The following is a 13,083-nucleotide window of genomic DNA, read 5'->3' on the forward strand; positions in this document are numbered from 1 at the left end:
AATCCGGCCGAATGGCGCGGGCGGCGCGCGATCGGCGGGGCGGCGTCATCGCCCGGCGATGCGGTCGATGGAGAACTTGGCGTTGGACACGATCCGGTCGCGATGCTCCTCGGGGATCTGCGCCTCCATCAGGAGCTGGATGCAGGCCCGCAGGCTCTCGAGCGGACGACCGGTCCAGGACGCGGCGACGGCGTATTCGTCGATCAACGCCCAGTCGTAGATCCAGGCCTCGACGGCCCGGCCGGAGGCGGGCGGAGGCAGGCCGAGCCCCCGCGACGCGAGGGCGAAGGCCTCCTCGTATCTCCCGTGACCGCGGGCATGCTGGGCGCCGGCATGCAGGGCCTCCGCCCGTGACGGGACCACGCCGGCCGCCCGCTCGAACGCCGCCAGCACAGCGTCCGGCGCCTCGCCGAGAGCGGCCTTCAGGCACGCCGCACGGGTGAGGGCGAGATAGACCTCCTCCCGGTCGGGCCCACCGAATTCACCCCGCGCCAGATACCGGTCCCGCGCCGCCCGCAGGTCGCCGGCGGTCTCCAGGATCCGCCCGAGCTCGTAGCCGCAGGACGGATCGTGAGGATCCTCCGCCGTCGCCAGGCGGGCCGAGCGGAACGCCCCCGTGTCGTGCCGACGCGCGAGCTTCGGGCCGAGGGCGTTGTAGATGCTGTGGTTTCCCCGATGTCCGGTCTGGGCGAAGCGCTCCAGCGCGGCCATCCCGGAAAAGGTCGAGCGCGACGTGCCGACGAAGACCTCCGCCGCCAGGGCGATCTCGAAATCCACCAGCGAGCGTTCGAGGAGGGTCGCGTCGCCGGACTGGAAAATCTCCAGCAGGTCGGATTTCCAGAACGCCTCGATGTCGTAGGTCTCGCGCAGGGATCGGCGGATCTCGTCCTTCCCCTCGACGAGCGCCGCCTCGTCGCACACGATGTAGAGCTTCGAGGCGCCGCCGGGATGGGTCGCGCGAAGCTTGCGGGCTATGCTCTCGGCCGAGTGCCGGTTGTCCTCGTTGTGGCCGACCTCCGGGTCGACGCGGGTCTGGACATGATGGTGCCAGTCCCGCTCGATGCGCATCTGGACCACGTGGGCGATGCCGAGGCGATCGAAGACGATGTCCCGCAAGCGCGACGTGTCGGGCGCGGTCCGGCACACCGGCACCAGCGCGCGGAAGAACCGGACCAGGACGCTGTCGCCATCGAGCGCCCCGGCCGCGGCCGTGCGGGCGATGTGGCTCTCGGCGTGATGGAAGAACTCCCAGCCGCCTTCGTCGCCCTCCGGCGCCCGGTCGAGGATCGTGACGCCGACCGCCTCGGCGAAGTCCCGCAAGCGGCCCACGTCGAACGCCGCGGAGATCGGCACGCGCTTGTGGATGAAGGTTATCTGATCGAAGATCACGATGTCCGGCAGGACGATCCGGCGATCCTCTGCCGCCATGGCCTTGAGGAAGAGTCCGAGGAGGGCGATCTTCTGATTGTTGATGCCGCCCCTGTTGAAGGCATAGCAGAGCGGCTGGCCGGTATTCTCGGTCGGATGAACCACTCACGGTCCCTTTTCGTGGATGTCGGCCGCGAGACATTTCGTCGGCAACGCGTGCCGGACAGGACCCGATCGTCGGGACGAAGCCCTTTCGTCACGCGGGGTCGCGCCGATCATCCACGAAGTGACGTAGGCTGCCAACCCCGGCGGGGTGGGCGTCGCGCCGGACGGTGACGGCCGGCGAACGCGATGGCGCCGCGGGTCGAGCCTCGCCAGTCGTGGGCTCGACGGACCGATGGGGACCGGCCGTTACGGCCACCACCGCGCCAGGAATCCCCCCACCGCCACGGCGAACACCGCCCACGGACCGACCACCAGCCAGATCGGGTGCGGCCCGTCCTCGTCCCTCGTCTTCACGTCGTCCAGGATCATCGCGGCCCCCGCCGATTCGTCGCGTGAGCCGAGAAAGCCCGGCGATTATGGTTGGACGGGGGAAGCTTGACCGGTGGGGCTTGCGTCAGGCTGGCGTATCCTCGGGTGCGACCGCGCGGCGCGGGCGCGCGGCGTCGATCGCGTAGAGCGCCAGCCCGGCCCAGATCAGCCCGAAGACGAGGGCCCGGGAGGGCGGCAGGGATTCTCCGTAGACGAGCACGCTCAGGCCCAGCAGGCAGGACGGGGCGATGTACTGCATCAGGCCGATCGTCGAGAGCTTGAGCCGGGCGGCGGCGGCGGCGAACCACATCAGCGGCACCGCGGTGGTGACGCCGGTGAGCATCAGGAGCAGCCATTGCCCGGCACCCTGGCCGGGCGGCGTCGGCGCGATGGCGAGATAGGCGAGCGCCGCCGGCACGAGGGCGAAGGTCTCGGCGCCCAGCCCAGGATGGGGTCGATCGGCACCAGCTTGCGGATCAGGCCGTAGATCGCGAAGCTGACGGCGAGCGTCAGCGCGATCCACGGCAGGGTGCCGGCCGCCACCACCGCCGACACGACCCCGATGGCGGCGAGCGCCACGGCGGCGAGCTGGAGCGGGCGCAAGCGCTCGCGCAGCACCAGGGCGCCGAGGGCGACGTTGACCAGCGGATTGATGAAGTAGCCGAGGCTCGCATCCAGCATCCGCCCGTTCTGCACCGCCCACAGGTAGAGCGACCAGTTGGCCGCGATGACGAGGGCCGAGAGCAGCAGGAAGGCGTGCCGGCGCCGGAACGAGACGATCGGCCCCCGGCGCGTCAGCCGCAGGGCGGTGAGCAGCAGCGCGATGAACACGCCCGACCAGACGATGCGATGGGCGAGGATGCCCCAGGCCGGCACCCCGTCGAGCAGACGGAAATGCACCGGGACCACGAGGCCCCAGCTCAGGAAGGCGCCGAGCGCGTAGATCAGACCCACGGATGTTTCCCCCGGGCGACGCGCGCCCGCCCGGGTTGTGCCGCAGGGGCGGCGCGCCCGCTACGGTGCGGGACGGGGAGCGGTCCCCCGCGCGGCGCGGGGCTCCGGTCAGGTGGCCAGGAACCGCTCCAGCACGGTCAGCGTCGCCTGCGGATTCTCCTCGGCGAGGAAGTGGCCGGACGGGACGCTCTCGAAGGTAGTGTCCTCCGGCGCGAAGGTGCCGGTCCAGGCCCGGCGCACCGGGTCGAGCCCGTCGCGGCCGACGAAGCGGTCGGCGACCAGCACCAGGACCGGGCCGGCGAGGCGGCGCCCTTCCGCGAGGTCGGCCTCGTCGGCGGCCCGGTCGGGGCCGGCCCCGGCGCGGTAATCCTCGCAACTCGCGTGGATGCGCTCGGGCACGTTCCAGCTCTGGCGGTAGAGGTCGAGGGCGCCGGGGGCGAAGGCGTCGAGGGTGCCCGACGCGGTCCAGAGCCGCAGCAGGTCCTCGTAATAGGGGATCGGCGCCTTGCCGATCTCCTGCTCGGGGATCGGCGGCTCCTGCGCCAGGAAGCGCCAGTGCGGGTAGGCGCCGGGCTCCCGGTCCATCTTCTGCCACTGCGAGACCGTCGGGAGGATGTCGAGGAGGGCGAGCCGCTCGATCCGGCCGGGCTCGTCGAGGGCGAGGCGGTAGCCGACCCGGGCGCCGCGGTCGTGGCCGATCAGCCCGAAGCGGACATGGCCCAGCCGCTCCATCACGGTGACCACCTCCCGGCCCATCTGGCGCTTGGAATAGGCCTCGTGCGCGGGGTCGCCCTTGGGCGCCGCCGACCAGCCGTAGCCCTTGAGGTCGAGGCAGATCACCCGGTGGGTACGGGCGAGCGAAGGCGCGATCCTGTGCCAGCAGGCATGGGTCTGGGGAAAGCCGTGCAGCAGCACCAGCGGCGGGGCGTCCTCCGCGCCGCCGGCCCGGGCGAAGAAGCGCCCGTCCGGTGTCTCGATCCAGTGCGATGTGAAGCCGGGAAACAGGTCGGCGGGCATCGGGCGCTCCCCACAGGTCGTTGGCCCGCGCCACCGCGCGGACGTAACGAGCCTAACGCAGGAGCCCGGCTCAGGTCTCCCGCGCCACGGCGCGCCAGCCGATGTCGCGGCGGCAGAAACCCTCCGGCCAGTCGATCCGCTCGACGGCGGCGTAAGCCTTGGCTTGCGCCTCCCGCACGTCGCGGCCGAGCGCCGTCACCGCCAGCACACGGCCGCCATCGGCGACCAGCCGCTCGCCGTCGCGCCTGGTGCCGGCCTGGAACACCAGGGCGCCGGCGGCTTCCGCCTCGGACAGGCCGCGGATCTCCGAGCCCTTGGCGACGGTGCCGGGATAGCCGGGCGCGGCCATGATGACGGTCAGCGCCACCTCGTCGCGCCACTCGGGCTCGATGCCCGACAGGTCGCCCCGGCCGCGGCGGCGAGCAGCGGCAGCAGGTCCGAGGCGAGGCGCGGCATCAGCACCTCGCATTCGGGATCGCCGAAACGGGTGTTGTATTCGATCAGCATCGGGCCGTCGGCCGTCAGCATCAGCCCGGCATAGAGGATGCCCGAGAACGGCGTGCCCCGCGCCCGCATCCCGTCGAGGGTGGGTCGGATGATCCGCTCCATCACCTCGGCTTCGAGTTCGGGCGTCAGCACCGGGGCGGGGGAATAGGCGCCCATGCCGCCGGTATTCGGGCCCTTGTCGCCGTCATGGACGCGCTTGTGGTCCTGGGCGGTACCGAGGAGCACGGCGCGGGTGCCGTCGCACAGCGCGAACAGGCTCGCCTCCTCGCCGACCATGCATTCCTCGATCACCACCTCGGCCCCGGCGGCGCCCATCCCGCCACCCAGCATGGTCTCGACCGCGGCCTCGGCCTCGCCTAAGGTCTCGGCCACCACCACACCCTTGCCGGCGGCCAACCCATCGGCCTTGACCACGACCGGGATGCGGCCGGCGCGCAGATGAGCCAGCGCCGGCTCGACGGTGCGGAATCGCGCGAAACCGGCGGTCGGGATCGCGAACTCCCGGCACAATTCCTTGGTGAAGGCCTTCGAGCCTTCGAGCTGGGCCGCCGCGGCGTTCGGCCCGAAGGCGCGGATGCCGGCCTCGGTGAGCGCATCGACCAGCCCCGCCACCAGGGGCGCCTCGGGGCCGACCACCACGAAATCCACCCCCTCCTGCCGGCAGGCGGCGATCACCGCGTCGTGGTCGGTCACGTCGAGGCGCAAGTTGGTGCCATGCGCCGCGGTGCCGGGATTGCCCGGCGCGATCAGCAGGCGCCGGCAGAGCGGGCTCTGGGCCAGCTTCCAGGCGAGCGCGTGCTCGCGCCCGCCGGAGCCGATCAGCAGGAGGGTGAGGGTTTGCTGGTCGCGCATCGCCGGTCCCGACAGGAATCTTGACATCTCGCGCGACGTTTAGGGAAGGCAGGTCGTTTAGGGAAGGCGACTCCTGGCGGCAACCGGACTGATGCGCGGGGGTCACGCGCCCGCTCAAGCGGCAGGGCGGCCTTCCGCGGCTGTGCTGAAGCCGGTAGCTTCGCGCCCGATGTCCGCTTCCGCCTTCTCCGCCCCGATCGCCAACGTGCCCGAATGGTCGGTCACCGAACTGGCGACCGCCCTCAAGCGCACCCTCGAGGATGCGTTCGGGCATGTGCGCCTCAAGGGCGAGATCTCGGGCTATCGCGGCCCGCACGGCTCCGGCCACGCCTATTTCAGCCTCAAGGATGGCGGCGCCAAGATCGACGCCGTGATCTGGAAGGGCACGATGCTGCGGCTGCGCCACAAGCCCAAGGAGGGCCTGGAGGTCGTGGTCACCGGGCGGATCACCACCTATCCGGGCAAGTCCGCCTACCAGATCGTGGTCGATTCGCTGGAGCCCGCCGGGGCCGGCGCCTGGATGGCGCTCCTGGAGGAGCGCCGGCGCCTCCTCGCCGCGGAAGGGCTGTTCGACGCCGCCCGCAAGCGGCCGGTGCCGTACCTGCCGACGGTCGTCGGCGTCGTCACCTCGCCGACCGGCGCGGTGATCCGCGACATCCTGCATCGGCTGGCCGACCGGTTCCCGCGCCCCGTCCTGGTCTGGCCGGTGCGGGTCCAGGGGGAGGGCGCGGCGGAAGAGATCGCGGCGGCGATCCACGGCTTCAACGCGCTGGAGCCCGGCGGCGCGATCCCGCGGCCGGACGTGCTGATCGTCGCCCGCGGCGGCGGCTCGATCGAGGACCTCTGGTGCTTCAACGAGGAGATCGTGGTCCGCGCAGCCGCGGCGAGCACGATCCCGCTGATCTCCGCCGTCGGGCACGAGACCGACGTCACGCTGATCGACCACGCCGCCGACCGGCGCGCCCCGACCCCGACCGGCGCCGCCGAGATGGCGGTGCCGGTGCTGCACGAATTGCTGGCCGATCTCGATTCGCTGAGCCGGCGCCATGCCGGCGCGCTGATCCGCCTCGTCGACCAGCGCCGGGGCGAGTTGCGGGGACTGACCCGCGCTCTGCCGGGCCCGGAGGCTTTGCTGGCCCAGAAGCGCCAGCGCCTCGACCTGGCGGAAGCCCGCCTGGCGCCGGCCCTCGCTGCCAATGCCCGCGACGCGCAAAACCGTCTCAACCGGGCGCTCCAGGGGCTCGCCCGCAACCCGCCCTCCTTGCGCCTCGCCCGCGCCCGCGAGCGCCTGGCGGCGATCGACCATCGCCCGCGCCACGCCCTGGAGCGGGTGCTGGCGGTGCAGGGCGAGCGGCTGAACGGGGTGTCGCGCCGGCTCGACCGGGCGCCGGCCCAGGGGCTCGAACGGCTGGCGGGCCGCCTGTCGCGGGCGACCGCCCTGTTCTCCAGCCTCAACTACCGCGCGGTGCTGGCCCGCGGCTACGCGCTGGTGCTCGACGGCTCCGGCCGACCGGTCGGCGCGGCGGAGGCGGCGCGGGTGGCCGGGCAGGTGACGGTCGAGTTCGCCGACGGGCGCGTCGCCGCCACGATCGATGGCGCGGCTCCGCCCGAGACCCCGCCGTCTCCGGCGCGACCGGCCCCGCGCCGGGCGGCCCGGCGCAAGGAGAGCGGGACCGACGCGAAGAAGGCGCCCGAGGCGGACGCCTTGCAGGGATCGCTGTTCGAGAGGTGAGGCGGCTGGCCGTAGGGCTGTCCGGGCATGGTGGCGGCCCGTTGTCAGGGGTGTTCGCCACGGTGGCGGCGAACACCCCTATCGCATCACCCCAGGAAACCGATCGAGATCCACGGCACCAGGATCACCACCACGAGGCCGACCAGCAGGGCCGTCATGTAGCCGATGATCGGCTTGATCCCGGCATCCGGGTGGATCCGGCTGATCGCGCAGGCCGCATAGTACCCGACCCCGAACGGCGGCGCGAACAGGCCGACGCCCATCGCCAGGATCACCACCATCGCGTAGTGGACCTCGTGCACGCCGACCTGGCGGGCGATCGGGAACAGCAAGGGCCCGAACAGCACGATCGCCGGGATGCCCTCCAGCACCGAGCCGAGGATCACGAAGGCCACCGCCGAGACGACCAGGAAGCCGAGCGCGCCGCCGGGCAGGCTCTTCATCATCACGGCGAGGCTCTGCGAGAAGCCCGACTGGGTCAGCGCCCAGGCCATGCCGGTCGCCGCCCCGATGATCAGCAGGATCGCCCCGACAGGGAGGCGGTCGAGACCAGCATCGGGTAGACCCGGCGCCAGTCGAACTGGCGGTAGATCAGGAGGCCGGCGAGGATCGCGTAGACGATGCCGATGGTCGACACTTCCGTCGCGGTCGCGACACCTTCCACCACCGCGGCGCGGATGACGAAGGGGAGCGCGATGGCCGGGAAGGCGATGACCAGCGACTTCAGGATCTCGCCCTTGGTGGCGCGCCGGACGTGGCTCAGGTCCTCGCCGCGGTAGCGCCACCAGACCAGCATGCACAGCGTGATGCCGAGCACGACGCCCGGCAGCAGGCCGCCGGTGAAGAGCGCGGTGATCGACACGCCGGTCACCGACCCGATGGTGATGAGCACCAGGGAGGGCGGGATGGTCTCGGTCTGGGCGCCGGTGGCGGCGAGCAGCGCCACGAGGTCGCCCTCCTTGGCGCCGCGCTTCTTCATCTCGGGAAACAGCACCGGGGCCACCGCCGCCATATCGGCGGCCTTGGAGCCGGAGATGCCTGAGACGAGGTACATCGCGCCGACCAGCACGTAGTGCAGGCCGCCGCGGACGTGGCCGAGCATGCTCGCCAGGAAGCCCACCATGGCTTTTGCCATGCCGGTCATCTCGATCAGCAAGCCGAGGAACACGAAGAGAGGCACGGCGAGCAGGATGAGGTGGCTCATCCCCTCGTCCATGCGCCCGACCACCACCATGGCGGGGGCCCGCGTCGTCAGCATCAGGTAGCCGAAGGTGGCGAGCCCGAACGCGAAGGCGATCGGCACGCCCGTGAAGACGAGGGCACCGACGCCCAGCACGAAGAAGATCAGCAGGTTCCAGTTGCCGAGCGTTCGGAGCACCGGCTCGGCGAGCCAGAGCGCCGCGATGACGAGGGCCGTGACGGCGAGTGCCCCGACCGCGTGGCGCCAGTCGGCGCATTCGATCAGGCGCAGGGCCGCGACCACCAGCATCAGGGCGAAGCCGACCGGCAGGGCGGCGGCGCGCCAGGCATTGGTGATCTCGAGGGCCGGCGTCTGGACGAAGACCTCTTCCGCCGCGAATTCGTAGGCCGGATGCAGCAGCATTAGCACGAAGGCGAGGCCGGCGGCGAGCGCCACCGCCTCCAGGAAGGCCTGGGTCCTCACCGAGGCCATGCTGACCAAAGCCGTCATCCGCATGTGCTCGGCCCGGCGATACGCCACCACCGAGCCCAGCATCGCGAGCCAGAGGAACAGGATCGAGGCCAGCTCGTCCGACCACACGATCGGCGCGTGGAAGACGTAGCGGCTGACGACGCCGGCGAGCAGCACCACCACCTCGGCCACCACCAGCAGGGCGGCCGGGATCTCGATCAGCGGGCCGAGGGCGTTGTCGAGCGTGCGCGCCCAGGCGCGGTTGGCGGAGGCCGCCGGCAAGGCCGGCGTCTCCGTCGCGATGTCGACATGCATCTCTCAGCCTCCCTCAGGCCAGTTTGCCGGAGACGGCCTCGAGGTGCTCCCAGGCCGCGTCGCCGTACTTGCTCTTCCAGTCCTTGTAGAAGGTCGTGCGGCCGAGCGCATCGCGAAATTTCTGGCGGTCGACGTCGATGAAGGTGATTCCCTTGGATCCGAGGTCCTTCACCAGGGAGTCGTTGAGCTTGACGATGTCAGCGCGCTCGTCGTCGCCCGAGCGGTCTAGCTCGCGGGTCACGAGGGCGCGCAGGTCCTCGGGCAGGCGCTGGACGGCCTTCTTGTTGCCGAGGATCCAGTAGCCGTCCCAGACGTGGCCGGTCAGGCTGCAGGTCTTCTGCACCTCGTAGAGCCGGGTCGTGGCGATGATCGCCAGCGGGTTCTCCTGGCCCTCGAAGATCTTGGTCTGCAGCGCCGAGTACAGCTCGTTGAAGTTGAGCGGCGCTGCGCCGGCCTCGAACGCCTTGAACAGCGAGGTCAGCATCGGCGACGGGGGCACGCGGATCTTGAAGCCCTTCAGGTCCTCCGGCGCCTTGATCTCGCGGGTCGACGAGGTGATCTGGCGGAAGCCGTTGTCCCACACCTTGGAGACGGTCTGGATCGGGGTCTTGGCGATCTGCTCGCGGATATATGTCCCGAGGCCGCCGTCCATCGCCTTCCAGACATCCCCGTAGTCCTTGAACGCGAAGCCGGTATTGGGGAGCGCGGCGGCGGGCACGAAGGTCGAGAGGATCGAGGTCGAGAGGTTGAAGAACTCGACGCTGCCGTTGCGCACCTGCGACAGCAGGTCGGTGTCGGAGCCGAGCTGGTTGGCCGGGAACAGCTTGATGTCGAGCCGGCCGTTCGAGGCCTCGCGGATGCGGTTCAGCGCTTCCTGCGCGCGGATGTTGACCGGGTGGGTCGGGTCCTGGCCGGTGGCGAGCTTGTACTCGAACTCGGCAGCGCGAACCGGCCGGGTGAAGACCGTGGCCAGGGGGAAGGCGGCGGCACCGGCAAGCAGCGTACGACGGGAGACGGTGTGGCTCATGGGGGTTTCCTCTGGGATGGGGGGGAACTGGGCCGGTTGGGCCGGCCTCTGGATGTGATGGTTGCGTCTGCAGCTGTCGCTACAGGATTCCGAGTGAAGCGCGGGTGTTACCCTCTCCCCGCGGGCGGGGAGAGGCTTTCGCCCCCTTGTCGGGGGCGAAAGAAGCGGAGGCATCGCCGGAGCGAGGGTGAGGGGGTGTTTCCGGAAGAGTCTCGTCCGGAGGCACCCCCTCACCATCGGCTGCCGCCTCGCTTCGATGACGGCAAGGTCATCGAAGCCCTCTCCCCGCCCGCGGGGAGAGGGGATGCGCGCGACGCGCTGCGAAAAACATTGCAGCGCTCAGGTCGTGTGCTTGAACGACTGCATTCCGTTGAGCGCCCGGTACGACCCGATTACCTGGCTGTCGTCCTCGGCGCCCGCCCCACGGCCCGATGCCGCGAGGAAGAGCTGATGCGCCAGGGCGGCCAGCGGCAGGGCCGCCTTCTCGCTGCGCCCGGCTTCCAGCACGATGCCGAGGTCCTTGACGAAGATGTCGACGGCGCTGGTGACCCGCGGGGTCTCCTCCAGCATCCGGGGCCCGCGGTCGCGCAGCATCCAGCTCGACGCGGACGAGCCCGAGACGATCTCCAGCGCCGTCGCGCCGTCGATGCCGACCTTGGCCGCCAGCGACAGGGCTTCCGCCGCCGCCGCGAGGTTGACCCCGCAGAGGAGCTGGTTGACCGCCTTCATGGTGGCGCCCTGGCCGGGCTCGGGCCCGACATGGAACACCTTGTCGCCCATCGCCTCCAGCAGCGGCCTCGCCTGCGCGATCACGGCGGCGGGGGCCGCCGCCATGATCGTCAGCGTCCCGGCCTCGGCGCCGACGACCCCGCCGGAGACGGGAGCGTCGACGAAGGCCCGGCCGGTCGCGGTCACGCGCTTGGCGAGAGCCGCCACCGAAGCCGGCGGGCAGGTCGCCATCAGGACGATCACGGCATCCGGGGCCAGATGCTCCAGAGCGCCCGCCCCGAACAGGATGGCCTCCGCCTGGTCGGCGTTGACCACCATCAGCACCAGCGTCCCGGCGCCGTCCGCCGCCGCCGCGATCGTCTCGGCGGGGGTGCCGCCGGACTGCGCGAAGGCGCTGCGCCCCTCCGCCCGCACGTCGAAGCCGCGCACGGGAAAGCCGTGCCGCACGAGGTTGCGGGCCATCGGCAGGCCCATCGAGCCTAAGCCCACGAAGGCGACGGGATGCGCAGTGCCTACAGCCATTCGCGGATGCTCCGCACCATGGCGCCGGTCGAGATGCCGTAGCGGTCGTGGAGGGTCGGCAGGGCGCCGGCATCCAGGAACTCGTCCGGCAGGCCTACCTGGCGGAAGGCCTTCGGCACCGTGCCGGTGCGCATCAAGAGCCCCGCCACTGCCTCGCCGAGGCCGCCGACGACCGTGTGGTTCTCGGCCACCACCACCAGCCGCCCGCCCTTGCCGGCCTCGCGCAGGATGGTCTGCGTGTCGAGCGGCTTGATCGTGGGCACGTGCAGCACCGAGACGTCGATCTTGTCGTCCCTCAGCGCATCCGCCGCCTCGAGGGCCCGCATGGTCATCAGGCCGGTCGAGATGATCAGGACGTCGTTGCCGTCCCGGATCGTCTTGGCTTTCCCGAGTTCGAACGTGTAGCCGTACTCGTCGAGCACCAGGGGCACGTTGCCGCGCAGGAGCCGCATGTAGACCGGCCCCTTGTGATCGGCGATGGCCGGCACGGCCTGCGCGATCTCGTGCGCGTCGCAGGGGTCGAGGATCGTCATGTTGGGCAGGCCGCGGAAGATCGCGATGTCTTCCGTCGCCTGGTGGCTCGGGCCGTAGCCGGTGGTCAGGCCGGGCAGGGCGCAGACGATCTTGACGTTAAGATTCTCCTCCGCGATCGCCATGCAGATGAAGTCGTAGGCGCGGCGCGCCGCGAACACCGCGTAGGTGGTGGCGAAGGGCTGGAAGCCCTCGCGCGCCATGCCGGCGGCGGCGCTGATCAGGAGCTGCTCGGCCATGCCCATCTGGTAGAAGCGCTCGGGGTGCTTCTGGGCGAAGATGTGCAGGTCGGTGTACTTGCCGAGATCGGCGGTGAGCCCGACGATCTCCGGCCGCTCCTCGGCGAGCTTGGCCAGCGCGTGGCCGAACGGGGCCGGCGCGGTGCGCTGGTCGGGGCCGGCGAGCGAGGCGATCATCGCCGAGGTGGTCAGGCGCTCACCCGTATTGGCCTCGGAGAGCCAGGCCGGGCGCGTGTATTTCGAGCGTTTCATGCGGGCCTCCCGGCATCCAGGATCTTGATCGCGTCCTGCCATTCCTGCGGCTCCACCCGCAGGAAGTGGTTGCGCTCGCGCGCCTCCAGGAACGGGATGCCCTTCGCCATCTTGGTGTCGCAGATGATGATGCGGGGCTTCTGTTCGGCGCAGGCCTTGGCCGCATCGAAGGCCTGGACCAGGGCGTCGATGTCGTTGCCGTCGACCCGCTGGACGTGCCAGCCGAACGCCTCAAAGCGCGACGCCGCCGGCTCGAAGCCGGTAACCTGCGAGGCCGGGCCGTCGGCCTGCTGGTTGTTGACGTCGACGATGGCGATCAGGTTGTCGAGCTTCCAGTGGCTCGCCGACCAGGCGCCCTCCCAGATGGAGCCCTCGCCGAGCTCGCCGTCGGAGATCAGGCAATAGACGAAAGAGTCCGACGTCTTGCGCTTGAGCCCCAAGCAGAAGCCGACCGCGAGGCCGAGGCCCTGGCCGAGCGAGCCGCCGGTGATCTCCATGCCGGGGGTGTAGGCCGCCATGCCGGACATCGGCAGGCGGCTGTCGTCGGCGCCGTAGCTCGTCAGCTCGTCCTCGGGCAGGATCCCGGCCTCGAGGAGCGCGGCATAGAGCGCGATGGCGTAGTGGCCGATCGAGAGCAGGAAGCGGTCGCGCCCCTCCCATTCCGGATCGTCCGGCCGGTAGCGCATGGCGTGGAAGTACGACACCGCCAGCACGTCGGCGATGCCGAGAGCCTGGGCGATGTAGCCCTGGCCCTGGACCTCGCCCATCAGCAGGGCGTTGCGGCGGATGCGGTAGGCGCGCTCGGCCAGCGACGGGCTATTCTGCCCGGGTTCGATCGGGGGCATGGTCGCCT

The 13,083-nt window shown here is 71.0% G+C and carries 8 protein-coding genes and 3 pseudogenes; 1 reads left to right on the forward strand and 10 read right to left on the reverse strand.

The window, feature by feature from the left end; translation table 11 throughout:
• Nucleotides 1-45 precede the first annotated feature (45 nt).
• The 5 genes and pseudogenes from F1D61_RS04910 to purD form a co-directional block, all read right to left on the reverse strand.
• Nucleotides 46-1,533: an O-fucosyltransferase family protein gene (locus F1D61_RS04910; protein WP_203156752.1), complete on the reverse strand. Its 1,488-nt coding sequence runs from the start codon at nt 1,531-1,533 to the stop codon at nt 46-48.
• A gap of 246 nt (nt 1,534-1,779) precedes the next feature.
• The gene (locus tag F1D61_RS34780; RefSeq protein ID WP_281437038.1) at nt 1,780-1,902 is read right to left on the reverse strand and encodes a hypothetical protein; all 123 of its coding nucleotides are present in this window, start codon (nt 1,900-1,902) and stop codon (nt 1,780-1,782) included.
• A gap of 85 nt (nt 1,903-1,987) precedes the next feature.
• A pseudogene (gene rarD, locus F1D61_RS04915) lies at nt 1,988-2,856 on the reverse strand (EamA family transporter RarD).
• Nucleotides 2,857-2,964: 108 nt separating this feature from the next.
• Nucleotides 2,965-3,873, reverse strand: a complete 909-nt coding sequence (locus F1D61_RS04920) for an alpha/beta fold hydrolase (RefSeq protein ID WP_203156753.1) — start codon at nt 3,871-3,873, stop codon at nt 2,965-2,967.
• Between the two features lie 70 nt (nt 3,874-3,943).
• Nucleotides 3,944-5,232 (reverse strand): annotated as a pseudogene (gene purD, locus F1D61_RS04925) (phosphoribosylamine--glycine ligase).
• 91 nt (nt 5,233-5,323) lie between these two features.
• On the opposite strand from purD, the gene xseA reads away from it, so the two are divergent.
• The gene (xseA, locus tag F1D61_RS04930; RefSeq protein ID WP_432443207.1) at nt 5,324-6,964 is read left to right on the forward strand and encodes an exodeoxyribonuclease VII large subunit; all 1,641 of its coding nucleotides are present in this window, start codon (nt 5,324-5,326) and stop codon (nt 6,962-6,964) included.
• Nucleotides 6,965-7,050: 86 nt separating this feature from the next.
• Here the strand turns inward: xseA and F1D61_RS04935 are convergent.
• From F1D61_RS04935 to F1D61_RS04955, 5 genes and pseudogenes are all read right to left on the reverse strand, one after another.
• A pseudogene (locus F1D61_RS04935) lies at nt 7,051-8,930 on the reverse strand (TRAP transporter large permease subunit).
• Nucleotides 8,931-8,943: 13 nt separating this feature from the next.
• Nucleotides 8,944-9,957 carry a TRAP transporter substrate-binding protein gene (locus tag F1D61_RS04940; protein ID WP_203156755.1) on the reverse strand — a complete coding sequence of 338 codons (1,014 nt, stop codon included), beginning with the start codon at nt 9,955-9,957 and terminating at the stop codon, nt 8,944-8,946.
• A gap of 339 nt (nt 9,958-10,296) precedes the next feature.
• Nucleotides 10,297-11,208, reverse strand: coding sequence for an NAD(P)-dependent oxidoreductase (locus tag F1D61_RS04945; RefSeq protein WP_203156756.1), 912 nt, complete (start codon nt 11,206-11,208; stop codon nt 10,297-10,299).
• Nucleotides 11,199-12,230: a transketolase family protein gene (locus F1D61_RS04950; protein WP_203156757.1), complete on the reverse strand. Its 1,032-nt coding sequence runs from the start codon at nt 12,228-12,230 to the stop codon at nt 11,199-11,201. Before F1D61_RS04950 ends, F1D61_RS04945 begins: the two co-directional genes overlap by 10 nt.
• Complete coding sequence (locus F1D61_RS04955) at nt 12,227-13,075, reverse strand: transketolase (protein ID WP_203156758.1); 849 nt, start codon at nt 13,073-13,075, stop codon at nt 12,227-12,229. Before F1D61_RS04955 ends, F1D61_RS04950 begins: the two co-directional genes overlap by 4 nt.
• Nucleotides 13,076-13,083: the final 8 nt, after the last annotated feature.

The sequence above is a fragment of the Methylobacterium aquaticum genome, from assembly GCF_016804325.1.
Classification (GTDB): domain Bacteria; phylum Pseudomonadota; class Alphaproteobacteria; order Rhizobiales; family Beijerinckiaceae; genus Methylobacterium; species Methylobacterium aquaticum_C.